The organism is Acidobacteriota bacterium, assembly GCA_028875575.1.
In the GTDB taxonomy this organism is placed as follows: domain Bacteria; phylum Acidobacteriota; class Terriglobia; order Versatilivoradales; family Versatilivoraceae; genus Versatilivorator.
Genome location: JAPPDF010000002.1, coordinates 1 through 24,741, shown reverse-complemented (window position 1 = coordinate 24,741; position 24,741 = coordinate 1). Strand labels below are relative to the sequence as shown.

General features: G+C 64.4%; 20 protein-coding genes. 13 read left to right on the top strand and 7 right to left on the bottom strand.

The features are described 5' to 3' along the window. The first annotated feature begins 253 nt into the window (after positions 1-253). From OXI69_00480 to OXI69_00455, 6 genes are all read left to right on the top strand, one after another. Positions 254-1,435 carry a mandelate racemase/muconate lactonizing enzyme family protein gene (locus OXI69_00480; protein ID MDE2664604.1) on the top strand — a complete coding sequence of 394 codons (1,182 nt, stop codon included), beginning with the start codon at positions 254-256 and terminating at the stop codon, positions 1,433-1,435. Positions 1,436-1,496: 61 nt separating this feature from the next. Next, positions 1,497-3,041: a M81 family metallopeptidase gene (locus OXI69_00475; protein ID MDE2664603.1), complete on the top strand. Its 1,545-nt coding sequence runs from the start codon at positions 1,497-1,499 to the stop codon at positions 3,039-3,041. A 154-nt stretch (positions 3,042-3,195) separates the two neighbouring features. After that, positions 3,196-4,164 carry a thiamine pyrophosphate-dependent dehydrogenase E1 component subunit alpha gene (locus tag OXI69_00470; protein MDE2664602.1) on the top strand — a complete coding sequence of 323 codons (969 nt, stop codon included), beginning with the start codon at positions 3,196-3,198 and terminating at the stop codon, positions 4,162-4,164. A gap of 51 nt (positions 4,165-4,215) precedes the next feature. After that, positions 4,216-5,253: an alpha-ketoacid dehydrogenase subunit beta gene (locus OXI69_00465; protein ID MDE2664601.1), complete on the top strand. Its 1,038-nt coding sequence runs from the start codon at positions 4,216-4,218 to the stop codon at positions 5,251-5,253. 40 nt (positions 5,254-5,293) lie between these two features. Next, positions 5,294-6,355 carry an alpha/beta fold hydrolase gene (locus OXI69_00460; protein MDE2664600.1) on the top strand — a complete coding sequence of 354 codons (1,062 nt, stop codon included), beginning with the start codon at positions 5,294-5,296 and terminating at the stop codon, positions 6,353-6,355. 82 nt (positions 6,356-6,437) lie between these two features. Then, a complete protein-coding gene (locus tag OXI69_00455) occupies positions 6,438-7,421 on the top strand; it encodes an NAD(+)/NADH kinase (protein ID MDE2664599.1) in 984 nt (327 codons plus the stop codon). A gap of 7 nt (positions 7,422-7,428) precedes the next feature. On the opposite strand, the gene OXI69_00450 is transcribed toward OXI69_00455, so the two are convergent. Next, the gene (locus OXI69_00450) at positions 7,429-8,415 is read right to left on the bottom strand and encodes an NAD(P)-binding domain-containing protein (GenBank protein ID MDE2664598.1); all 987 of its coding nucleotides are present in this window, start codon (positions 8,413-8,415) and stop codon (positions 7,429-7,431) included. Positions 8,416-8,768: 353 nt separating this feature from the next. Between OXI69_00450 and OXI69_00445 the strand changes: the two genes are divergently transcribed. The 3 genes from OXI69_00445 to OXI69_00435 all read left to right on the top strand — a co-directional run bounded on the left by OXI69_00445 (position 8,769) and on the right by OXI69_00435 (position 11,640). After that, positions 8,769-9,617 carry a hypothetical protein gene (locus OXI69_00445; GenBank protein MDE2664597.1) on the top strand — a complete coding sequence of 283 codons (849 nt, stop codon included), beginning with the start codon at positions 8,769-8,771 and terminating at the stop codon, positions 9,615-9,617. Continuing rightward, positions 9,614-10,396 carry an aldolase/citrate lyase family protein gene (locus tag OXI69_00440; GenBank protein MDE2664596.1) on the top strand — a complete coding sequence of 261 codons (783 nt, stop codon included), beginning with the start codon at positions 9,614-9,616 and terminating at the stop codon, positions 10,394-10,396. Before OXI69_00445 ends, OXI69_00440 begins: the two co-directional genes overlap by 4 nt. 296 nt (positions 10,397-10,692) lie before the next feature. After that, positions 10,693-11,640, top strand: coding sequence for a carbohydrate kinase family protein (locus tag OXI69_00435; protein ID MDE2664595.1), 948 nt, complete (start codon positions 10,693-10,695; stop codon positions 11,638-11,640). Positions 11,641-11,642: 2 nt separating this feature from the next. On the opposite strand, the gene OXI69_00430 is transcribed toward OXI69_00435, so the two are convergent. From OXI69_00430 to OXI69_00410, 5 genes are all read right to left on the bottom strand, one after another. Further along, complete coding sequence (locus OXI69_00430) at positions 11,643-13,451, bottom strand: family 10 glycosylhydrolase (protein MDE2664594.1); 1,809 nt, start codon at positions 13,449-13,451, stop codon at positions 11,643-11,645. 149 nt (positions 13,452-13,600) lie between these two features. Then, a complete protein-coding gene (locus OXI69_00425) occupies positions 13,601-14,398 on the bottom strand; it encodes a creatininase family protein (GenBank protein ID MDE2664593.1) in 798 nt (265 codons plus the stop codon). Between the two features lie 22 nt (positions 14,399-14,420). Further along, the gene (locus tag OXI69_00420) at positions 14,421-15,617 is read right to left on the bottom strand and encodes a DegT/DnrJ/EryC1/StrS family aminotransferase (protein ID MDE2664592.1); all 1,197 of its coding nucleotides are present in this window, start codon (positions 15,615-15,617) and stop codon (positions 14,421-14,423) included. A gap of 33 nt (positions 15,618-15,650) precedes the next feature. Beyond that, positions 15,651-18,032 carry a penicillin acylase family protein gene (locus OXI69_00415; GenBank protein ID MDE2664591.1) on the bottom strand — a complete coding sequence of 794 codons (2,382 nt, stop codon included), beginning with the start codon at positions 18,030-18,032 and terminating at the stop codon, positions 15,651-15,653. A 138-nt stretch (positions 18,033-18,170) separates the two neighbouring features. Further along, positions 18,171-18,917, bottom strand: coding sequence for a phytanoyl-CoA dioxygenase family protein (locus OXI69_00410; GenBank protein MDE2664590.1), 747 nt, complete (start codon positions 18,915-18,917; stop codon positions 18,171-18,173). Positions 18,918-19,204: 287 nt separating this feature from the next. On the opposite strand from OXI69_00410, the gene OXI69_00405 reads away from it, so the two are divergent. The 3 genes from OXI69_00405 to OXI69_00395 all read left to right on the top strand — a co-directional run bounded on the left by OXI69_00405 (position 19,205) and on the right by OXI69_00395 (position 22,208). Further along, positions 19,205-19,990 carry a phosphodiesterase gene (locus OXI69_00405; protein ID MDE2664589.1) on the top strand — a complete coding sequence of 262 codons (786 nt, stop codon included), beginning with the start codon at positions 19,205-19,207 and terminating at the stop codon, positions 19,988-19,990. Between the two features lie 24 nt (positions 19,991-20,014). Further along, entirely contained in the window at positions 20,015-21,040 is a 1,026-nt protein-coding gene (locus tag OXI69_00400; protein ID MDE2664588.1) for a cyclase family protein, read from the top strand. Positions 21,041-21,125: 85 nt separating this feature from the next. Then, entirely contained in the window at positions 21,126-22,208 is a 1,083-nt protein-coding gene (locus tag OXI69_00395; protein ID MDE2664587.1) for an amidohydrolase family protein, read from the top strand. Between the two features lie 185 nt (positions 22,209-22,393). Here the strand turns inward: OXI69_00395 and OXI69_00390 are convergent, their stop codons facing one another. Beyond that, positions 22,394-23,749 carry a hypothetical protein gene (locus OXI69_00390; GenBank protein ID MDE2664586.1) on the bottom strand — a complete coding sequence of 452 codons (1,356 nt, stop codon included), beginning with the start codon at positions 23,747-23,749 and terminating at the stop codon, positions 22,394-22,396. A 390-nt stretch (positions 23,750-24,139) separates the two neighbouring features. Here OXI69_00390 and OXI69_00385 point away from each other — a divergent pair. Further along, the coding region (locus OXI69_00385) for a hypothetical protein (protein MDE2664585.1) at positions 24,140-24,741 on the top strand (602 nt) is incomplete at its 3' end.

Genomic DNA, 24,741 nt, shown 5'->3' with positions numbered 1-24,741 from the left:
GCGCAGATTACCTCCCCCGTGGTGTAACCTCTCGATTGGTGCGGGTCATATTACCCCATCCGGTCGCAGATGCGAAACAACTCCTCAACAGTCGTGCAACTTTCCGGGGGCAACCCGGTGTCGAGCTTAGCTGGTCACCGCGTCGCCGGGGGTTCTCGTCTTGGCGGCCCGGCTTGGGTGACTGCTATTGGAAGGGGAGTGGTGTGGTAGGATCAAAAGTTTCGGAGAGGCAATTGACGCCTGGAAAAAGCCCATGAGAATCGAAGAAATCGAGGTCATCAACCTGCGCTATGAGATCCCGCCGGAGCGGCGATCGACCTATGCCGGAGGACAGCTGACGGGTCGCCTGACCTCTCTGGTTCGGGTCACGGCCAGTGACGGAAGGGTGGGCTGGGGTTCGGCCTACAGCCATCCGGAGCTGGTGAGGATCGTCATCGAGGATCACCTCAAGCCCCTGCTGCTGGGAGACGATCCCAGGGAGGTGGAAGCCCTGTGGTCCAAGATGTACCAGGCCACCCGCTGGTACGGGAGAAAGGGAGCGGCCCTGTCGGCCCTGGGGGCGCTGGATATCGCCTTTTGGGACCTGAGGGGAAAGGCCCTGGGCAAGACCGTGCAGGAGCTTCTGGGGGGATCCAGGGACAGGGTGCCGGCCTATGCCAGCGCGCTGCTGTGGACGGACAGCCTGGAGTCGCTGGGCCGAGAGGCGGCAGGCTACGTGGACCAGGGCTACCGCCGGGTGAAGATGCGGCTGGGTAAGGACGAAGACTACGACGTGGCCTCCGTCCGTACCGTGCGCCAGGCGGTGGGGCCCGCCGTGGACGTGATCGTGGACGCCTCCATGCGCTACAGCCTGGAGGTGGCGCGGCGGATGGCGACGGTCCTGGAAGAGAACCGGGTCTTCTGGTATGAAGAGCCCTTCGAGCCCGAGGACATCGACAATTACGTTGCCTTGAGGCGGCACTGCAAGGTCCCGGTGGCCGCGGGTGAAAACGAGTTTGGCCTCCAGGGATTCCGGGAAATGCTCAGGGCCGGAGCCCTGGATGTGGTCCAGCCCGATGCCTGTCGAGCGGGCGGCATCAGCGAGTGCCATCGGGTCGGGCAGTTGGCGGAGGAGCACGGGGCCCGGGTCGCCACTCACACCTGGAGCGACGCCCTGGCCCTGACGGCCAACATGCACGTTATCGCCGCTCTCCCCAACGGCATCACGGTCGAAGTGGACCGAACCGGCAATCCCTTCATCGACGACCTGCTGGCGGAGCCCCACCGGATCGAAGACGGTTGCTTCCGGCTTCCCAAGGCTCCCGGCCTGGGGGTTGACCTGAACGAAGCGGTCATTCGCCGCTGGACACTGCCTGCCGGCCAACGGCTGCCCACCGGGGCCTACTCCGACATGTCCTTCGGCAAGGAGTACTGGGTCTTCCGGGAGCCATATTGAGTCCTGGTGGCGGTATCTCCACGACCCCTCGGCCGAGGATGCCGGCCGGGATGGAGGATTTGTGGCGCGCTCAACAAATCTTCGCATCGCCATCGGCGGAATTTTTCAGGAGACCAGTCAGTTCCTGACCACCCGGACCGAACTGGATCTCTGGAACAACACCTATATTCACCACGGTGAGGATCTGCTTCAACTGGCCGGAACCGACTGCGAGAATGCCGGCATGCTTGCAGTCTGCGAGGCAGAGGGGGCTCGGACGGTCCCGCTGGTGGCGGCTCGCTGCGTTTCCGGCGGGCCCAGCACCGACGACTGCTACCGGGCCCTCAAGCAGTCCCTCCTCTCCCCCCTTCGGAAAGCCGGTCGGGTGGACGGCGTCCTGCTGGCGCTGCACGGGTCGATGACGACGGTTTCCGAAGACGACCCGGAAGGCGATCTGCTCCTGTCGGTCCGCAAGATTGTCGGGCACAAGGTCCCCGTCGTCGCCACCCTGGACATGCATGCCCATGTCACCCGGCGCATGGTCCGGCAGGCCTCCGGGCTGGTGGCCTTCACCCGCTACCCCCACGACGATGCGTTCACCACCGGGGAGCGGGCCGCCCAACTGCTGTTCCGCCTGCTTCGAGGCCGGGAGAGGCCCGTCGCCGCCATGGCCAAGGTCCCGGTGCTGACCAGCGGTATCCATGGCATGACCTTTGGGGATGCTCCCATGGCGCACCTGACCCGACGCGCCCGGGAGATGGAACAGGATCCCGGAATCCTGTCGGTCTCGGTGTTCGGGGTGCACCCCTACAACGACTTGCCCGGGCTGGGCTCGGGCGGGTTGGTCATCAGCGACAACGACCACAAGCTGGCCCGGCGCCTTGCCCTGACGCTGGCCGAGGAGTACTGGGATAACCGATACCGATTCGAGTGTGGAATGATGACGGTTGCCGAGGCAGTAGATCGGGGGCGGCGCCTTTCCGGGGGGCCGGTACTTCTGGTCGATACGGCGGACTGTACCGGAGGGGGCGCGGCCGGAGACAGTGTCGCCCTGCTCAAAGAGCTGATCCGGATCGGTGTGGAGGAGCCGACCCTGTTGACGGTGGTGGACCCGGACGCGGCCGGCGCCTGTTTTCAGGCAGGGGCCGGCCGCAGGGTCCGGTTGCCGCTGGGCCACAAGCTGGACCCTCGTTGGGGACAGCCCCTGCAGGTAGAGGGCGAGGTCTCGCGATTGCTGGACGGCGCCTTCGTCTATTCCGGAGGAATCTACGGAGGCACCCGGGCTTCCATGGGGGCTTCGGCCGTTTTGCGGATCGGCGCCTTCCAGGTGCTGGTAACCTCCAGGCCTACCTACGAATGGAAGACCGAGCAATTCCAGGCCGCCGGCCTGGATCCCCTTCAGGCCAAGTTCATCGGCGTCAAGAACCCCATGAACTTCAACTACGCCTATGCCGGAATTTCCAAGGGAGCCCTGGTGGTGGACACTCCGGGACCGACGCCGGCCTCGGTGCGCCATCTCCCCTACCAGCGGATGAAACGTCCCTTCTTCCCGCTGGTTCCGGACATTCCCGGACTGCAGCCCACCGTTTTCCTGTCGGAACCCCCACCCTCCGTGGACTGGGATTGAACCCCGGCAATGGACCGCAAATAAGGGTTGAAGTCGGGGGGCCGGTCGCGTATGGTTTCCCTCTATCTTGTCTGCGATGGGGATCCGCCGGCGCCCGCTCTTGCGAAGCGGTCGCGTCTTGGTGTCTGATCCTGTAAACGGGAGGAATCAGGTCATGAACCTCAGCCAGGACCAGCTTCGGTCCATGTACCGGACCATGGTGTCCATCCGAAACTTCGAGGAAACCGTCAAGCAGGCCTTTGCCAAGGGCCACATTCCCGGATTCGTGCACCTCTACGTGGGCGAGGAGGCCATTGCCACCGGTGTCTGCAGCGCCTTGCGGGCCAGCGATACCATTACCAGCACCCACCGGGGGCACGGGCACTGCATCGCCAAGGGCTGCGACATGAACTCGATGATGGCCGAAATCTATGGAAAGGCCACCGGGTTGTGCAAGGGCAAGGGCGGGTCCATGCACATCGCGGATGTGGGCAAGGGCATGTTGGGCGCCAACGGGATCGTGGGCGGGGGGCCGCCCCTGGCCTGCGGCGCCGGTCTGACCTCGTTGGTGACTGGCAGCGGGGACGTTTGTGCCTGCTTCTTCGGGGACGGCGCCTGCGAACAGGGAACCTTCCATGAAAGCGCCAACCTGGCGGCCATCTGGAATCTTCCGGTCATCTTCGTGGCCGAGAACAACGGCTATGCCCAGAGCACCCCTGCCAGCTATCACTGCGCCATCGAGAACATCGCCGAGCGGGCGGCCAGTTACGGCATCCCGGGGGCCGTGGTCGACGGCAGCGACGTCTTCGCCGTGCATGAAGCCGCCGTGGAAGCCGTGAAGCGGGCGCGGGCCGGACAGGGGCCCAGCCTGCTGGAGTGCAAGACCTATCGCCACCACGGCCACTTCGAGGGGGACCAGCAGACCTATAAGGATGATCTCTACATGAGCGGGTCCCAAGGCAAGGATTCCATCAGGGACTTCAGGACCCTGGTCACCCAGCACGGCTGGTTCACTTCCGAGGAGCTGGATGCCATCGACCGGGAGGCCAGGCAGGCTGTTGACGAAGCGCTGGCCTACGCCGAGTCCAGTCCCTTGCCCCAGGTGGAAGAGGTCACCAGCGACGTCTACGTCAGTTACCCCTAGTTGAGAGTCGTTGAGAATTGAGGTCCACCGTACGATCAAGGAGGTCTTGAAATGGCTGTAGCCACTGCCGCCAGAACCATCACTATTGCCGAGGCGCTCAACGAGTCCATTCGGCTGGAGATGCGCGCCGATCCCAAGATCGTCATCATGGGCGAGGACATCGCCGGAGGAGCCCAGGTGGAGCACCTGGAAGATGACGAGGCCTGGGGGGGCGTCATGGGTGTGACCAAGGGATTGGTGCACGAGTTCGGACGCGAGCGGGTTCTGGACACCCCCATTTCCGAAGCTGCTTTCATCGGAGCCGCGGTTGGGGCCGCGGCCACCGGGCTGCGTCCCATCGCCGAACTGATGTTCTGCGGATTCCTGGGGAGTTGCCTCGATTCACTGCTCAACCAGGGCTCCAAGCTGCGGTACATGTTCGGCGGCAAGGCCATGGTTCCGGTCACCATTCGCACCATGATCGGTGGCGGCTTTCGTGCCGCCGCCCAGCACGCCCAGACCCTCTATCCCATGTTCGCCAACATCCCCGGCCTGAAAGTGGTGGCCCCCTCCAACGCCGCCGACGCCAAGGGCCTGCTGACGGCCTCGATCCGGGATGACGATCCGGTCATCTTCTGCGAGCACATCACCATGTACACCATGAAGGGCGAGGTGCCCGGGGGAGAGCACATCGTGCCCATCGGCAAGGCCGCCGTGGCCCGGCCGGGCAGCGACGTAACGCTGCTGGGGGTAAGCCTCACCGCCGTTCATGCCTTGAACGCCGCCGAGACACTGGCCAAGGAGGGCATCGACGCCGAGGTGATCGACCTGCGCACCGTGTCCCCACTGGATGAGGAGACCATTCTGGAATCGGTGGAAAAGACCGGGCGCCTGGTGATCGTCGACGAGGCCAATCCTCTCTGCGGGTTGGCCTCGCACATTGCCGGCATGGTCGCCAGCCGGGGATTCCACTGGCTGCGGGCGCCGGTGGGCATGGTAACCGCCCCCCACTCCCCGGTGCCCTTCAGCCCGGTGCTTGAGGACGCCTACCTGCCCAATCCGCAAAAGGTGGTGGCCGCCGTGAAAGAGACCTGCTCCAAGGTGTCTTGAGAGAGTGGCCGCTGATCGATAGCGAACGAGGAAAGGTCTGATGCCAATTGACGTCATCATGCCCAAGATGGGCATGGGAATGAGCGAAGGCAAGCTGTCCCGCTGGCAGGTTCAGGACGGAGACTCGGTGGAGGCCGGCCAGGTTGTCCTGGAGGTGGAGACGGACAAGGCCACGGCGGAGATGACCGCTGACGTGGACGGGGTCATCAGCGTGGTGGTGGCCGAGGGAGAGGTGGTGGACGTGGGGACGGTCCTGGGTCGGATCGAGCCCGCCGAAGGGGCCGTCGTCAAGCCCCGGGCTCCGGGCGCGGCCGAGGGTCCCAGCGCCGAGATCCTGCAGGCCAACGGCATCGCCCTGAACGTGCAGCAGACCGGCGAAGGGCCTGCCGTGGTCTTCATCCACGGCCTGAGCAGCTCCATGGAGCTATGGACCGGCCTGGATCAGGCCGGTTTTCAGGGCCGCACCCTGATCAGCTACGACCTGCGCGGCCATGGCCGTTCCGAGCAGACACCGGGCGCCCACACCCTCCGCAAACACACCGCCGACCTGGTCGCTCTGCTGGATACCCTTCAGGTTGAGCAAGCCAGCCTGGTGGGCCACTCGCTGGGCGCCATGATTGCGGTCGAGCTGGCCGCCAGCCGTCCCGAGAGCGTGCGTTCGCTATCGCTGCTGTCCACCACGGCCGCCTTCCCCCAGGAAACCCGAAACACCCTCTTCGAGCTGGCATCGGCAGCCACCTTCGGCGGCATGGAGGGCATTGCCGACACCCTCATCGAGCTGACCTTCAGACCCGCCTTTCGGGACGCCAATCCCAAAGTGGTTGAGGCCATACGTCGCAGCATCCTTTCCAGCGACGCCGCCAGCATCGTGGCCGCCACCCGCATGGTGGCCAAAGCCGACCTGCGCCCTCGCCTGGGCAGCCTCAATTGCCCCACCCAGGTCCTGGTGGGCTCGGAAGACAGCCTTACGCCGCCGGACCTTTCCCGCCAGTTGGCTGCCGCCATTGAGGGATCTCAACTCCACGAACTGCCCGATTGCGGGCACGCCGCCCCGGTGGAGCAACCCGCCCCGGTCACCCGGCTACTGGCCGAGTTCGTCTGACCGGGCAGCCGACATTCTCCTGGATGAGCCTTTTGCAAGATTGGTCGTGCAGCGCTGGGGCTACTCCCCGCATTAATTTGACATGAGCAAAGTCGGGATCGTGGCCAATCCGGCGTCGGGTAGAGACATCCGTCGCCTGGTGGCCCAGGCCTGGGTGGTCTCCAACCAGGAAAAATCGGCCTTGACCGCTCGCCTGCTGCGCGGCCTGGAAGCAGCCGGGGTGGAGCAGGTGCTCTACATGCCCGAGCCCGCCGGAATCTGCCCCAAGGCCTGCCAGAAAATGGGTGAGACCCGGTTGCGGGTGTCTCCGCTGGAGATCCCGGTCAGCGGCGGTCCCCAGGATTCCACCCGGGCAGCGGCGGCCATGGTGGAGGCCGGGGTCGGATGTATCGTGACCCTGGGCGGCGACGGGACCAATCGCGCCGTCTTCAAGGGCAGCGGGAGCGAGGTTCCTCTACTTCCCATCTCCACCGGGACCAACAACGTCTTCTCCGAATTTCAGGAAGGCACCACCGCCGGACTTGCCGCCGGATTGCTGGCCACGGGCCGGACCGATCGGGAAACGGCCTGCACCCGGTCCAAGGTGCTGTGGCTGCATGACCCCTCGGGCGTGGTCGACCTGGCCCTGGTCGACCTGGCCGTCACCACCCGGACCTTCATCGGAGCCCGAGCCATTTGGGAGGTGGACCACCTGCAGGAGCTCTTCCTGACCCGCGCCCAGCCCTGGAGCATCGGACTGTCGGCCATCGGGGGGTTCGTGGAAACGGTGACCGCCGAAAGTCCCCGGGGACTTCACCTGGTCTTCGGTCCGGATGGCCGGCGAGTGACGGCGCCGCTGGGGCCGGGGCTGTTCCGGGAGATCTCCATCAGCGCCGTGCACCGCCTGTCGCTGGAGGAGAAAAAGCCGTTGGAGATGAGAGAGCCGGTGACCCTGGCTTTCGATGGAGAGCGGGACCGGCTGGCCGGCATCGGCGAAGAGCTGGAGGTTCGGTTGAGCCCCGACGGTCCCTGGGTGTTGGACACGGCCCGGGCGGCAACAGCCGGCTTGGCGTTGGGGCTTACCTGAGAACTGCCTAAAGGTCCACGCGGTAGAGGGGCTCGAGGCCGGCCGCTACCCGGTCGGCGTTGTCGGCAGCCACCCGGGCCCGCTTGCGGGAGGTGCCGTCGGTCACTCCGGCAATGTGGGGCGTGGTCACAACCGTCGGCAGCTTGAAGATGGGGTCCTCGGGATCGGGCGGTTCCTTCCCGAACACATCCAGTCCCGCCCCCGCGATGCGTCCCTCCACCAGGGCCCGGCTCAGGGCCGGCTCGTCCACCAGGGCTCCTCGGGCCACGTTGACCAGAAAGGCCGACGACTTCATCAGGCCCAGCCGCCGCTCATCGATGATGTGGCGGGTCTTCGAGTTAAGGGGCAGGTGGACCGACAGGATGTCGGACTCGGCCACGATGCGATCGATGTCTTCCGCCTTGCCGGCGAACTCCAGACCGAACTGCTGCACTTCCTCCCGCGTGATCTGCCGGACGTCTGCCGCCAGGATCTTGAAGCCGAAGGGGCGTGCCCGCCTGGCCAGCTCGCTGCCGCTGGCGCCGAAGCCGATGATCCCCAGTTTCAGTCCTACCAGCTCCAGGCCGACCGGTTCGTAAAAGTCCCCCTGCCGCATATAGGTCTGGGTCACGGGATACTTGCGGGTCAGCATCAGGATGAACATCATGGCGCATTCGGCCAGGGCCACTCCACTGAAGGGACCGGGGGTATTGGCCACCGGGATGTCCTTGGACCGCCAGTAGTCCAGATCGAAGGCATCGACGCCCGTTCCCAGAACCTGCCACAGGCGGCACCGTCCGGCAGCCAGGTCGGCCATTTCCCGGGTCCCGGCCGAACCGCTCTGGTCGATCACCACGTCCACGCCCTCGAACTGCCGGGTCAGGTCTTGGGAGGGATCGTAGACCCTCAACCGATGGCGGTCGCCGATCGCCGCCATCACATCCTCGCCCCAGGGGCGGAACATCGACTCCCGGAGCGGGTGGGGAAGAAGCAGGATGTTCAGTCGTTGGCTCATGGGGGTTCTCCTCAATGAGATTTGAGCCGCGGCGGTCCTCTGCGCCGTCGGTGGATTCCGCGGGCGGCTGCAACCGGTTGAGCAACCTTTCGGCCGCGCAAGCGGCCGGGGAAGGGCCCTCTGAAAAAGCCTATCAGAAGCGGATTTCCGATTCCAAGGGAGCGCCGCTCCGGCCGGAAGATAACTTTGAAGATTCCCGGAGGGATGGGCTAGAATAGCTGCAGGCAAGGACCCCGTTAGAATTTGCGCGATGGCTGGTACGCATACTGCTGTCGCCGGATTCAGATTGCAGGGAGTCCGGATTTTGTGTCAGGGCGCATCCCTGGATGCGCTGAACCATAGAGGTCAGTCTCATGAGAAAATCCATCCTTCTGGCCCTGCTGCTCCTGTTGGGCAGCGCCGGGCTCCGGGCCGCCGATTTCTGGGAAAAAAAGGAATACAAGCAATGGAAGCCCAAGGAAGTCCACAAGTTGTTGACCAAATCTCCCTGGGCCCAGAATGTCTCCCTCGACCCCATGCGGATGAGACGGGGAGGATTCGACAACATTGAAGGCGGCCCCACGGAGGATCCGTCGGCGCGGCGTGGCGATCCGGACCAGTCTCGGGGCAGTGGTGGAGGCGGCGGCCTTGATGGCGGCTTCGGTGGCGGCGGCGCCAGTCCTCCCAGCGGCAGCGTCGGTGCCGGCGGCGGAGCGGGCCCTCCATCCGGTAGCCCGCTTGGTGGCGGCGGCCCCGGTCTGGGCGGCCGGCGGCCCGCGGCGCGGCGTGGCCCGCCTCCCATCAATGTGACCGTCCGCTGGGCCAGCGCCCTGCCGGTGAAGCAGGCCGTCATTCGGGCCCGCTACCGGGGTGACTTCGAGGAATCGGAACAGGACAAGCAGCTTCTCAACCTGAAGGACGAGCAGTACGTGGTCCTGTTGAGCGGTCTGCCCAGCAGGATGGCGCGCGGTCTGCAACGAAGCACCGAGCGCATCAAGCAGATGTCGGTCCTGCATCGGAAGAAGAAGGAACCCATCGCGGCCGCTTCGGTGGAGGTCTTGCCCCGGGACCAGTTTGTGGAGATCTTCATGTTCTTCCCTCGAGACGAAGCCATCGCCCTCGAGGACAAGGACGTGGAGCTGCGAACGCAGGTCGGCCCCTTCAAGATCAAGCGCAAGTTCAGGCTAAAGAAAATGGTCTACAACGACAAGCTGGAGCTTTGAGACCCGCCACCCCCGCCATCAACCCCCTGAGGGCTCGCCTGGCTGAAGGCAAGCCTGCCATCGGCATGATGGTCTCCATGCCCAGTGTGGCCACTACCCAGATTCTGGCTGCCGCGGGCTTCGACTGGCTCTTCTTCGACATGGAACATGGACCGATCGACATTGCCTCGGTCCATGCCATGGTGACGGCCACCCAGGGGACCCTTGCCACCCCCATCGTTCGAGTGCCCTGGAACCTGCATTGGCTGGTCAAACCGGTGCTGGACGCCGGCGCCATGGGGATGGTCTTCCCCATGATCCACAATCGGGCCGAGGCCGAAGCAGCCGCCCGGTCCGTTCGCTACCCGCCGCGAGGCAACCGCGGCTACGGCCCCTTCTACGCGCCTGTCAGATTTGGAACACCCCGTGAATCCTATGTGGACGCGGCGGACGACCAGATCCTGTGCATGCTGCTGATCGAGCACCGTGAGGCGATCGACAACATCCGTGAGATCGTGACCGTTCCGGGCGTGGATTCCTGCCAGATTGCCCCCAACGACCTGGCCATGAGCTACGGGTATCGGGATGGTCCGGACCACCCGGAAGTCCAGGACGCCATCGGTCGGGCCGAGGAGGTCATTCTGGCCGGCCCCACCTACCTGGGCGGGTTGGCCCTCGACAACGCCACCGCCAACGACATGATCGGCCGGGGGTACCGAATCATTCTCGCCGGCTCCGATACCCTGCTGCTGGAGCGCGGTTCCGCCGACATCCTGGGCGGCATAGACCGTGGCGATTGAGGCTGCTGTCCTGTCTCAGGAATAGGGCTGCCATCTCCGACGGAGGTTCCACCGAGAAACGGTCGGTAGGAGAGGCCCATTGGGTTTCAGCCAAAAGGCACCGTGGTGCTCCCCCTCTAGGAAACCTCCATCGGCCCTCCGGGTTCGGGCGGAACGGCACCGCCTTCGTCGTCGCTCCTCCTCACAATGAAGGGGCATTGCATCGTCGTCGCTCCTGGAATCCGGTACCGTTGCGCTCCGAAATAGGGCAACCCTATTTCTGAGACAGAACACTGGGTCTCCCGTTTCAACCAGCCATGTCCACTGAAAAAATCCCAGCCACGGTGGTGGCTGTGTCCGGGTCAGCAGGCCTGGACGTGACCCTGCGCGATCCGCCCCGCCACTGGATCGGCGAGGTGCCGCGGGACGTCTACACCCACCGGACCCTGCTGCCGCTGCATTCACCCCCTGAAATGGGCCTGGGCGGCAATGGGGGGTCGGCTTCCTACGTGCTGGGGAAACTGGGTCGAAGGGTTCACCTGAACGCGCCCATTGGCCAGGATCCGTCCGGGCAACTGGTCCGAGGCTGGCTGGAGCGGGCCGGGGTGAAGTGCACCGCGCCGACCGGCCGCTCTACCATGCAGGCCATCACCGCGGTAGACGCCTCCGGAAGGCGGCTGGGAACACTCCAGCACGTCGGCCCGGCTCTGGACTGGAGCCTGTCGGCTCAGGACGGAGAAGCAACCTGGCTGCTGGCCAGCCTGCCGGGACAGATCCCGCTGGAGGTGCTGCCCCAGGTGCTGAATCTGCTGGAGGATTTCGGCGGAGGGGGCCGGGTGCGGGTGCTGGATACGGGTCTCGGCTGGACGGGCAAGGCCGAGCCCGGGCGAGTGAGGGAGCTGTGGGCGCGGGCCGAGGTGGTGGTGGGCACCCTGGAAGAGTTGACGGTCTGGACTTCCGGGAGAACCGGCCGGGATGTAGCCGAGCGCGTGCTGGCAGCCGGCCCCCACACGGTGGTTCTCAAGATGGGCTCCGGTGGGGCCGCCTACCAGTCCGTGAAGGAACCCTATGCCCACCAACCCCCGGTCCGGGTGGCATCCAGCAACGTCAGCATTGGAGCCGGGGATGCCTTCAACGGAGCCCTGATCGCAGGCCTCACCGAGGATCGCCCCCTGGCCGAGGCCGTGGCCCGGGCCCAGCAAATAGCTGCCACGGTGGTGGAACGGGGACGCGGCGTCCTGGGTTGGGGCGAGAATCTGGGGTAATTCTACCCCGGCGTCTCAAGGGTGAGCTCCCATTCTCCCAGTTTGCGCAGGCGTTTGGCCGTGGGCAGAATCTGCGGCTCGCCGGCAGCCGCCCAGGCCGCCACCTCCTCCTTGTGCCCCAATCGAGGCACCTTGCGAGCCCGGACGATTCCATCCCAGAAAAAGAAGTTCTCGACGCCGGCCTCATAGAGCCGGTGTGCCTTGCGGTGGTACTCTTCGGTGGTCAACCCTCGAGGCATCAGGTTGAGCGCCAGGCGGCAGCGCGTCCCCCGAACCAGCGAGACGTAGTAGTCCACGTCCTCGGGCTTATCCCAGGCGGGCTGGTAGCTGTTGAGCCGAATGGTGGAGGAATAGGGGATGATGGTGTCCACCAGGCCCTCGGCGATCCAGGTCTTCAGGTCCATTCCGTGCAACAGGTTCTCCTCGGGACGGAACACCACCGCCGAGATGGCCAGCCTCTTGGAACGGCTGGTGCGTTGGGTGACCTCGTCCAGTGCCTGGCGCAGCTCCCGCATGAACCGGGTCAGGGCCTGGCTTCGAAAAGTGAGCCAGCGGTGGTCCAGCTCGTCCAGCCGGCGGGGGTCCTGGCCGTAGCGGGCCTGGAATTCGCTAACCAGCGGTTCCTCGTAGGCCACCAGCGGAGGGCGGCGATTGTAGAGGACTCCCACCCCGTCGATGGGGTATTCGGCCATCTCCCTGAAAAGAGAGATCACGTAGCGGCGAGTCTCGGGGAAGGCGTAGGAAATTCGGGGCATGGGCCTGCCCTGTCGATCCAGGCAAGCCAGTTCCGGATGCTTCTCGTAAAAGCTGCCCGCAATGTGGTCGTGGGGCGCCGGGTAGACGAAGCCGGCGGTGCGGTAGGAGGCGTGCAGCTCGATTCCCATCTCCCGAGCCAACTCGGCGGCCGCGCGCAGGGGATCCACCCCTTTCTGGCGATAGGTTCTCCAGGTCACGGCCAGCTCCCGATCGACGGCCCTGGGGAAGACCGGGTCGGGCTGGTTGAAGGCCCGCCCGTAGTCCTCGGCGATCCTGGACAGGTAAAGAGCCCGGTCTCCGCCGCCGGCCTCCCAGTACACCCGCGACACGTCGGTATGACGCAGAGGCTCCAGGTACTTGAGCACCTCCTCGGCCGATCCGGAAACGTTGGAAAAGTGGGCATCGGTGTGCACGAACAAGCGCTTGCTCGCCTTTTGAGCGCGATCCTGCCGCAGTCGCTCCACCTCCTGCGCCGACAGGGGGACCAGCTTGATGTAAGCCAGCCACCCGTGCTGGATGCGAGGCACCCGGGTCTGGCGGATGAGCAGGTCGCGCCCGCTCAGGTCGGCGCTTTTCCAGTAGATATCGTCGATCCAGTTTTCGCGATGGTCGGTTTCTCCGCGCCGGCCGGTGACGGTGGTGTAGGCAGGATCCCCCGACAACTTGACCTGAACCTGCTTGGGTTGTTCGAAGGGCTTCCGGTAGATGCCGACATAGATCCGGTGCCACCCGTTGCGTTTCAGGGTGTAGGTCAAATCGGGAGCGGCGCTCTCCTCCAAGGCCACCAGCATGGTTCCGCTGAAGTCGTCGGTTTCGTACGCCAGCGTCTTCCAGGTCCCGCGCTTCAGACGGGTGGACAGGGCTGAAGCGGGCCGGCACCGGTCCAGGTCGGTCAGGTAGACAGCTCCGTCCCGAGTGGGCGTCCCGCCTTCCGTGGCGCCCGAGGCTTGGGACCGAAATCGCAGAGTCAGACCGGCCAGCGCTGCCGCTTCCAGAAACTGCCGGCGATTGAGCCGCCAACCCCGCCCTTGGGAGCTTTCATGGTTATCGATCATGGCTGTCCTCCTTCAAAACGTGCCTCTCCGGCCGTTCCAGGATCTCAAGATCACTCCCCCTTGAGTGGGCGTCGGCAAGACAAGGGCCTAGCCCGCCTACGAGCCGGAGGGAGGCAAACGCGGCGCCCCGGGAGCAAAAAATCCTTGCGCTAGTGGTGATCCACCCGCTGGCCGTCGGGGCGGTTCTTGAACTCCCGGACCAGCCGCAGGAACGCCTCCACCACCGCCTCGAAGATCACCCGGCCCTTTTCGGCGGTCGCCAGCTTGGGGTCTCCCACTACGCCCGTCTTGCTGAAGCGGGTCCAGATATCCATGAAGAGCACCGGGGAGCTTGCCATGAGATCCAGGAAGATGAAGTTGGAGGGGGGGAGGCCCATTTCCTTGACGGCCTTGTCCATCTGCACCCGGTCAGGGTCCAGGTGCAGGTAGACCGAGGTCTCCAGTTCGCCGGCGTGGGCGATGCCTCCCCGCTCCGATTCCCGCACCTCCTGGATTTTTTCGGCGGCCAGGGAGGGCCAGATGAAGGCTCCGCAGAGGCTGTCGGTTTCCAGAATGGTCCTGCGGGCCACCAGTTCCAGGATGGGCATGTTGGAGCCGTGACCGTCGGCAATCAGGATGCGCTTGAATCCGTGGTGAGCCACGCTCTTGGTGACATCCAGAACGAAGTTCAGCAGGTGTTCCATGCGGATGTCGATGGTTCCCGGGAAATCCATGTGATGGGTTTCAAAACCATAGGGGATCGGCGGGAGCAGCAGGATCTCTCCATCGGCGCGGCGGGCCGCCTCCTCGCAGATGGACTGGATCAGGAAGTTGTCGGTGTCCAGGGGCAGGTGGTGTCCATGGTCTTCCACCGAGCCGATCGGCTGGACCACCACCGGCTGGCGCGGCACCAAGTCCTTCAATTCCTGCCAGGTGTATTGCTGATACCAGTAGCTCTTGCGTTCCATAACAGCCTCGTTTCAGTGCCTGTCAGCCTGTCAGAATCGAGCCGAAGCGCTCGATGACCAGCTCCAGTTGGTCTGCACCCAGGCTCACCGGGTTCAGGATCAGGCGGCCCCGGGGCATCTCCTGCTGGCCGACCGCCACTGCCGGGTCTCCCTCCAGCAGGCCCAACACCAGGTCCACCAGCGTCAGCCCCGCGGGGTTCTCTTCGAGTTCCACCTCCAGCAGCGGGTAGCCCGGCTCACCGCTGTCCATGACGGTGACCCCCAGGTAGGGAAGTCCTTCCAAACCGGCCCGGAGGGTCTGAATCTTGCCGGCCTGATCTTGACGCCAGGCCTCGGGATCCTGTTTGAGGTAGGCTCTCACGGCCGCCACCAGGCCAGCGATTTCCTCCTTTCCCACCTTGAGCGGTCGCCCGATTCCCTGCAGGGGCGGGCCCAGAAGCCTGCCCGACTCCAGAAAACGATCGCGCAGCATCCAGGTTTCGGGCCAGACGTCCATGTCCTGGTGCTGCAGGGCCACCGAATCTATCAGGTCCCGGCGGCCCACCAGAATCCCCGAAGCCTGCGGGCCGCCCAAAGCCTTGCCTCCCGAGAAGGCCACCAGGTCGGCTCCGGCGCCAACGAAACGTTGCAGGTTATCTCTGGGGGGCAGCGAGGCGGCCGCATCCACGATGACCGGCAGTCGATGGAGATGAGCCACCGCCACCGTGTCCTCCAGGGAGACCGCGCCCTCGGCCTGCATGTCCACCCATAGAACCGCTGCCGTCCCGGCATGGATGGCCGCCTCGATCTGCCAGGGCGCCGTTGGCCGTACCTCCGGGTTTCCCAGTTGCCCCACCTCTTCCAGTATGGCGCCCCCAGCGCGAAGTGCATGGTCATAGGCGTTGCGCTGGCAGCGCTGCACGACGATCCGGTTGGGCATGCCGCTGCTGTCGGGCAGGCGCTCCATCCTGTGAATGTCCAGGCCCGCCAGGCAGGCCGCGGCCGCAAGCTGCAATCCGGCGGCGGCCCCGCAGGTGACATATCCCGCTTCGGCGCCGGTCACCTGGGCCAGATAGCTCCCCGCCCGCTCCTGCAGCTCCTCGATGGATACGCTCCAGCGGGAGGCCTCCCGCATGGCCTCCACGGCTTCCGGCACCATGGGCGGTCCGCCCAGGCGGGTCAGCGTCCCGGCGGCATTGATCACCCGCCGCACGCCCAGGCTCCGGTAGATGTCTTGCAAGGTAACTCGCTCTCTTTAGGGTTGCCGCCGAAACTACCCGCCAGCCGGTTTCAAGGTGGTTCCGGTCTTGATGTCGGGAGACCTGGACTCCAGAGCCAGGTAGTGGTAGCGGGCTCCCAGCCACCGGGTCAACTGGTCGCCGTAGTGAGGGCTTCCGGGATGTCCCGACTGTCCCTGGGCGTCCACCGTCCACAAGCCCGATTCCGGACTGCCCAGATCGGCGATCATTCGGAAGTTGGCCCCCATGGTGGCGCCCCAGTTGGGGTCATACCCGGTATTACACACGGTGATCCCGTTTCCCTTGACCGGTTGACCTCCCCGATCCAGCAGGCGTCCCAGATCGCCCCGGCCGGAGAGCACATGCCTGAGATGAATCCGATGAGCCCGTCCCCAGATCCAGCTTGAGACCTCGGGACCCATCCGCCGGGACAGCTCGGCCAGGCTGGCGCGCCAGGCCCGGACCACCGCGTTCGGGCGCGGCTGGCGCTCGAACCAGCCCACCGGGTCTTCCCTGAGCATCTGTGTGGCCAATCCACCGATGGCCCCCGAAACCAGCTCCACCTCGTCCTCAGGAAAGTGCTCGCCCGCCACGGTGCGGCTCCAGTGGGTGAAGAAGGTCTCGAAAATGGAGGCGCCGGCGCTGTCGGTCTCCATGCGGCCGTCCCAGCCCCTGAGCTCTTCCACGGCTTCTTCATTCTCCGGGCCATGCTCGTCCAGGATCTGCAGCAGGTGCGGCAGGCACTCCCGGGCTCGAAGGGAGAGAACGTCGTGCTGGATCCCCACCAGGTCCTCCCGTGACAGGTCTCTCCTGTCTTCGATCCTCTGGCGAACCCGGCGGGCCCGGTGGCCGCTGCTCCAGGTGCCGGAGAGGGGATAGGGGTAGTCGTCGGGAGCCGGCCGGTTGTTGGCGCTGGCGATCCAGCCTCGTTCCGGATTCTTCAGTCCGGGCATGCCCTCGAATGGAATGAGCCCATTCCACTGGTGGGCAGGATCCCAACCCGGACGGTAGCCTCTTTCCCAGATTTGGCGGATCGGAATCCTGCCGGTGGACTGCTGTCCGATGTTCCCTTCCACGTCGGCAAACACCAGGTTCCAGGTCGGCATGATCCACTCCTTCAACGCTTGGCGAAACTGGTCGGCGCTGTCGGCGCGGTTCATGCGCTGCAAGGCCGGCAGCCATCCCGAGCCTTGGGCGCCCAGCCAGCGGAGCGACACCGGTCCCGTATCCCTCGCCAACGGCGGCAGCACCGAGTCCACGATGGGGCCGTTTCTGGAATGGTGCACAGTCAGAGTCAGCGAAGGGGCTCCCTTCACCCTGACCTCCTCGTTGCGTTCGCGGGCCGGCTCCCAGTTTCCGTCATGGAGGAAACAGCCGGGATGGCCGGGATCGGTCTTTTCCTGATAGAGGTCCCGCTGGGAACAGATGTTGTTGGTAACCCCCCAGGCAACGCGCCGGTTGCGGCCGATCATCACGGCCGGAACACCCGCGTATCCGGTGCCGGCCACACCGAGGGAGGGACTGCGCAGGTGCACTCCATACCAGCAGGAGACGGCGGCAAAGGCGATATGGGGATCGCTGGCCAGCAGCGGCTTGCCGCTTCGGGTCCTCGATCCGGCGATCGCCCAGTTGTTGCTCCCTTCCCCCTCGCAGGGGTCCCCGCCGGAGGGGCCCACCGCCGGATGAGCCCCGGCTTGCCGGGGCCGGGCCGTATAGTCGCCGGTGTGCAGGATGCTCTCCTCGTCGGATTCTCCCTGAAGGAAGGCACGGTAGAGAGCGGGATCCGGGAGGCGGCGTTTGGCCAGTTCCGGAATGACGATGACCGGGAAGCGGCCCGTCAGATACCACTGAAACTCCACCTGTATGGCCAGGCTGCCGGCTGGGGACCAGGGCTCGGGCTCATAGTCGAGCAGGTCGAACTCGATGGGCAGGGAAGAGGCGGTGCGCTCCATCCAGGCGTTGATCCCGTCCGAAAAGGCCTGGAGCCTGAGGGCTACCTCTTCCGGGAGGCGGCTCACCTCCTCGACCGCGATGCCCGGCAGCCCCACGGTTCTGACCAGCAGGTCCGACTCGCTGCCTTCCGGACCCAGAATCTCGGCCAGCCTTCCCTGTCCCTTGCGCCGCAGGTAGTCCAGTTGAAACAGCCGGTCCTGGGCCATGGCAAAGCCGTAGCCAAAGAACAGGTCCAGGTCGTCCTCGGCCGAGATGTGGGGAATTCCCCAGGAGTCGCGCTCGATCCGGACCGGACGCTTCACCGCCAGCTCATGACGAGCTTCCATTTCGGGCACTCTGGAACGAATCTCGTCCCGCCACCAGGCATCAAACTGCTGCCTCGACATGCCCGAGGCCTTGCAAAGGGATTGGATGGACTCGCCCGCCCCAAGTCTCCTGAGACGGTCGTCAATGGGTTTTTTCATTTTGGAACTCCGCATTGAGTCATCGCCCACCGGTATCCTGGCTCCGGAGAAGCGGGCCGCCGCCGATTTACCCGCTGGCCCGCTGGGCTGGAAGCACACTGCGGACCGCGGAGAGCCATGCGGGCCGAGACATGCATTCTAATGGTTGAAATATTCATTGTGCCCGCCCGGGCGGCCCCGGGCCAGATAGAGTCTCAAGCCGGACCAATCGAACCCGGTGGGAGACACGAAGGTGCGATCGATGCGGACGTAAGTCGGAATGTACTTGATGGTGATGCCGCAGCGTCGCCGCCGGGAACGGTTGGGGTTGGACCCGTGCCACAGGAAGGCGTCGTGGGCGGAGAACTCCCCGGCTTTGAGCTCCACGTCGACGGCCCGCGTCTGATCCACCTGTTGGAAGGCCAGGGGCAGGGTGGTGTGCCGGTCCGTGTCGACCCGATGGTTCAAGAGCACCTTGTTGCGGTGGGATCCCGGGATGACCTGCATGCATCCGTTTTGCCGGTCCGAATCGTCAACGGCCAGCCACACCGTGAAGGTCTCCATGGGGTCGATGGGAAAAAAGGCGGCATCCTGGTGCCACTCCACCTCCAGCCCGTCCGCGGGGCGTTTGCTGATGACGTAGGAGGTAAAGAGGGCCACGTCCGGACCGAGAATCTGTTCCGCAATGTCCACCAGGGGCTCGCTGAGGAAGAGATCCAGAAAGTAGCGGTTGCGGTAGTGCACCGACGGCATGTTCTCGGGCCGGGTTCCCGCCGGCAGTCCGGAGATGAGTCGGTCGATCTCCTCCCGCAACCGGGCCAGCTCGCTGTCGGACAGAATCTTCCCGCCCCGGACGAAACCCTGCTGCCGATACTGTTGCAGCGTTTGCTGGCTTAGCCTGGGCATGTGTCATTCACCGCGGCCTCGTCCTTGCGGAGGCCGGCTTGGGGCAAGGATGCGGGTCTGTTTCTGGTTCCGGACCGGTCAGGGCGGAAATGATATTGCCGGTGTCCGGGGAAGTCAAACCCTTCTCCTCGGCAGGTTTGGGGCTGCTTCAACCGCGGCCGGCTGACCGCTGTTTTCGTCGACTTGGCTCCCGTTCAGGGTCGTGATAGAGTTGGCGGCGGGCCAAAAGCCGGACTCGAGGAGCTTCGGAAATCGACCTTCCGGCGCCGGTCTGCCGGGGTTGCGCCATGACCGCCGATTCCGAGTTCTCGATCGTCCACTTTTCCGACGCTCATCTGTTCGGCGATCCTGCCCACGTGATCTACGGGGTGGAGCCCGCCCGCGCCCTGAAGGCCGCCATCGCCTCCATCAACGCCATCCGGCCGCGCCCCGACCTGTGCATCTACACCGGCGACTCGGTTTCCGAGCAAACCGAGGCCGCCTACCGGCTCTTCAAGGCGCAAATGGAAACGGTCGACCCTCCGGTCCATTTTGCCGTCGGCAACCACGACGACCGCGGGAGCCTGCGGCGGCACCTGCTGAACCAGGAGCAGCCGGGGGACGATCCCTACTACTACTGCCTGCATCGATCGGGATGGCGGCTGGTGGTGCTGGACACCTCCCGTCCCGGGGAGGTCTGGGGAGGGATGGAGGAGGAGCAACTCCAATGGCTGGATCGGTTGCTCCGGGAACGCCAACCCACCCTGGTCTTCATGCACCACCATCCCCTGACCAGCGGTGTTTCCTGGATGGACGCGCTGATGTTGAAGAATGCCGAGCCGCTGCTGGAGATCCTCAAAGGGTCCCAATGCGTGGAGGCGGTCTTTTTCGGCCACATCCATTTCGAGTGCCACCTTCACTACGCGGGCATCCACTTCATGTCGGTGCCGGCCATCTCATTCCAATTCGGAGAAGGCCCCTGGTCCGAAAAGTCGGTGTCGCTGCCGGGCGGTTACCGGGTGATCTCCCTTGGAGAACAGGGACTGCGAACGGTGGTGCACCGGCTGACCGCCGACGAGCTGCGGCGTGCCTGAAGGTCAATCAAGGAGAACAGTCGAATGAGAATTCCTCTTGGATGCTGTTACTGGCGGCCCATCGCCTTGCTGGTGGCTCTGTTGGCGATCTGGTTCTTTTGGCAACGGTCTTCTCAGGTCCCGGACATGTCGGCAAAGGGCAGCCGCAGCCTGACCAAGGCCGATATCGACCGGTGGATGGAAGAGCTGTCCAACTGGGGGCGTTGGGGAGACTCGGATGAGTTGGGTGCGCTGAACTTCATTACTCCGGCCAAGCGCAAGCAGGCTGCCGCTCTGGTTCGGGAAGGCGTTTCGGTCTCTCTGGCCCGGGACATCGAGAAGGAAGAGTCCGTGGACAATCCCTTCCCGGTCGAGCATGCCATGCTGTTGACCGGCAAGAGTCCGGGGATGTTCTCCAATGACGCCTATCGCATGCAATACCACGGCTGGGCTCATACCCACATGGACTCCCTGTGCCACATGTTCTACGGGGGCAAGATGTTCAACGGGTTCTCCCGCATGGAGGTCACCGACGGGGGTGCGAACAAGCTGGGCATTGAGACGGTGAAGGACGGCGTCTTCAGCCGCGGTATCCTGATGGACATTCCCGCCCTCAAAGGGGTCGACTTTCTGGAACCGGGAGAAGCGATCTATCCGGAAGATCTGGACGCCTGGGAAAAGAAGGCCGGAGTGAAAGTGGGCCGGGGGGACGTGGTTTTGGTCCGGACGGGGCGCTGGGCCAGACGGGACGCCAAGGGAGCCTGGGACGTTTCCGAAACGGCGGCCGGAATGTACGCTTCCTGCGCCCGCTGGTTTCACCAGCGGGAGATCGCCCTGCTGGGCAGCGATGCCGCCAGCGAGGTGGCTCCTTCGGGCATCGAAGGCATCGTCTCACCCATGCATCAGCTTTCCATCATCGCCATGGGGGTTCCCATCTTCGATAACTGCGACCTGGAGGCCCTCAGCGCCACCGCCCGCCGCCTCAACCGCTGGGAGTTCCTGATCACGGCGGCCCCGCTGCCGGTCGGCGGCGGCACCGGATCGCCGCTCAACCCCATCGCCACTTTCTAAGCCGGCTGCCAGTGCCGACTTCGACCGGGGTTTGTTCCCGCCGGGCCGGGATTCGGAACATCGGGAAAGCCAGGAGACCAAACCAATGAGAGCACCGTTCACAGCCGTGGCCATCCTGGCCGGCTGCACCCTGTGGGCTTTGCCGGCGCCGGCCGAGGAGGTCGATTTCCACGACGCGCACTTTCACATTGCCAACTACGTCCAGCGGGGCATCGGCCTGGCGGACTTTCTGGAGATCATGGGAGACAGGGTGGGCCGCGTGGCTCTGTTCGGCATTCCGCTGCAGCAGAAGTGGGACTACTTCGAGTCGGGAGAACGGGCGCCCGATTACTATCTTCTTTCGGATTCCGCCCTCTACTACTACTCCTTTGTGGATGCCATGGTCGCCGAGGCTTACCGGGGCCTTTCACCCCAGGACCAGCGCCGCTTCGATCCCATGATCACCGGCTTCAACCCGACCGACATGTACGCAACCGACCATATTCGACGGGTGCTGAACCTCTATCCCGGTGTGTTCAGCGGTATCGGCGAGTTCTCCGTTCACAAGGAGTTCGTCTCCTCCAAGGTGCTGGGGCACACCGCCGGCCTGCACAACCCGGCCCTGGACAGGATTCTGAAGTTTGCCGGGGAGGTGGGGCTGGTGGTGATCCTGCACTGCGACATCAACACCGTGAGGCCAGTCAAGGGCGACCGGCCGGCCCATTTCGACGCCCTGAAAGAGATATTCAGGGCCCATCCCCAAACCACCATCATCTGGGCCCACTCCGGTCTGGGCCGTTTCGTGGGACCCACGCCCAACCACCTGGAGTTGCTGGAGGAACTCTTTCGCGACCCCGCCCTCCCGCACGTCTATTGCGACCTCTCCTGGGACGAAGTCGCCAAGTGGGTGGTCGAAAGCCCCCGGTCGGTCCGGGCCTGGGCCGAGCTGCTGAACGCCTACCCCGAGCGTTTCCTATTCGGCACCGACTCGGTGGCGCCTGCCAACCTCGATGCTTACCTGAAAACCTATCGGGACTACCAGCCTCTCTGGGACCGGTTGGATGAAACGGTCAGCCGCAAGACCCGCTACGGCAACTACGAGCGCATCTTCGATGCCGCCAACAAGAAGGTGCGAGACTGGGAGCGGCGGCAAAGTGGCGCCGGGTCCGGCCCCGCCTCCCGGAAGTAGCCACGGAAGTTTCTTGAGATCATCCCCACCTGAATCACGCAATCGTCAATGGCAGTCTCCGGTCAGGGCAGGATAGTACGGGGTCGTCCTGGTCCTTCTTTAGTTCATTGTCCTGCAACTCTCTTCCCAATCGAGTTTCCTGCATCGGCATCGGGGAGTTGCCGATTCCGTCCCCCCCGACCACGCTATTCGGACGGGTAAATGGCTCCGACCCTTTCCAGCGCGAAGCTGCCGCTGTCGGAACGGTCCGATCGGTCGACGTAAACCGTATCGCCGCTCACGGAACTGCCGCTGAGAGACTCGGCGAACATCCGATAGGCGAACATCGTGCAGGGCGACCTGCCAGTGGACGAACAGTCGTCCAGCACCTGCTGAACCTCCAGCAATACAGACCCTTCGATGATGTCCCCCTTGACGCTGAAAAAACGGTCGGTCGTGGGAAAGGTGCCGCTGAGGATATCCAGTCTTCCGTAGAGCATGTCCCTTTCCTGGTAGAGCGTCAGTCGCACCTCGGCATTGGTGCTGGCCCCGGTGACGGAACCCTCCCAGACACCCGCCATCGCCGGAGTGGTGTGCTGAGGCAGGGCGAAGGCCGGCAGGAATCCGGCAAAGGGCCCGGTGGTGCTCTCAATCAGAGAGGTGGCGACAATACGCGGAATGCCGTCATCTTCCGGATCCGGATCCTCAACCTCGATGGTGATTGGCCCGAAAGTGCCGGGAACCGACATGCGGATATCGTCGCTGACGAACATGCCGCTCGGATCGAGATCGACGGCCGGCAGTGTTTCCTGCAGGACTCCCCTCTGGGTATGGAGCTTCACGCTGACGCGTCCCTGCCCGGAACCGATGTTGACCACGGTCAGACGGGATTTGAAGGCCCCCCTCTTCACCGAGGAGTGGATCAGAAGCGGATTCGAGGGTGTCCCCTGGCTCTCGACAAAAGCCGCGGGCTTGAAGATCTGGTCGGCAATGGCAACCAGCATGGCCGGATCGTTGCTGGTCTCGTCCAGGATGACGGAGGCCCAGGCGGTGACCGGTTCGTCCGAGAAGATCAACAGCCAGCCGGTGGTGGCTGCTCCGCCCCCTTGTACCGGAGTGAGGGCGTTAATGATCCCGTTGATCTGACGCATTTCATTCGACCGTACGGAGAAGGCGCCCGTGCGGTCCAGGCTTCCGGAGCGGCCGTAGAGACCGATGACCACACTGGCCGAGGGGCTCTCACCCTGAGCCAGTGAAGACTGGCTGAAGTTGTTGATCCCGATGTTGGTCCGCGCGCCGTTCGCACTGGTCACGAAGGGAATGATGTTGACGAAGTTGTCGCCCCCGAGCCCCTCCTGATTGGCCTGCTCCACCTGGGTCGGAAGCTTCGACAGGGATGCCGTGGGATTGGACAGGCTGAGCCGGATGGCACGAATCCGATCCTGCATGGTCTGCCATTGATCGACCCCGTGAAGTCCAATTGCCCGATTCTGGGCCAGCACGGCCGAGGAAAGCAGCAGCAGACCGCTCAGGCACCATATTGTCCGCTCAAGAATTCGCATGACTTTTCTCCTAACTGTCCAGCCAGTCTCCGACCTGCTCTCGACTGGGAGAGAAAGGCAGAGGCAAGAGAGGCTCGTTCTGGCCGGCATTTTTAAGAAACCAGCAAAAGGGCTCAGACATTCTGTCTCTTTTCCCCCCCTTCTATCTACAAGATTCCACGTGTTGTTCACGCCATCTGTGGCACATTTCACTGAATTTTGATAGTTTTCCGGCCGATAGTGAGCAAGCCAGCCCTGCCCCCTAACCCTGGGCAATCACTTTGAGAGAAGAGGAACTTGGAACGCCCAATCATCATCGGTAGATGTTTGACCGGGAATGGCCACGGACGGGCGCCTGCGATTGCCTCGGGTCCACTCTGGTCCCGGCCGGCACCGGCTCAGGCCGGCAGGATGAATCTTACGAAGCGGGTTGCGGGCAGCCTCGCTCGCCTTGCGATCATTGCAATTGTCCTGGCTGGAGTCGTTGGCGGCAACGGCGAGCGATTCCTGCTGGGCCAGGTCTCCGACCTCGAACACAGACAGCGGCAGAACGAAAGCATCCGCGGCCCCAAGGCCGGCGACGTTGGCGATGGCGGAGATGCCACGCTCCGTTGCAGTGACGGCGGCGTTGGCACCGGAGTCTACATGGGCCACGTGTCCGGAGTTGAAGGGCCGGGCGCGTTTGACGATGTGAGGGTGCTGCTCACTTGCGGCAACGGAGTACTTGAAACAACTGCTCCGGGGCCCGATGGCGGCTTTGCCTTTGCAGGGCTGCCGGACGGCGACTACGTGGTCACGGTGCGCAAGACGGGCTATCGGGGGCCGCCCGCCAGGAGATTCCGCCTGGAAGGCGGCGTGATCACATCCCCTCCGCCCGGTAAGGTTGACCGGGAATACGTCCTGGCGACCCTGGACCCGCACACTTTCGTTTATCACTGGGAAGAAGATCAGAGCACGTCCGGCTACGACTACTCCGCCCACGTCAATCAACCCCTGGAGGTGGAGTTCCTCGA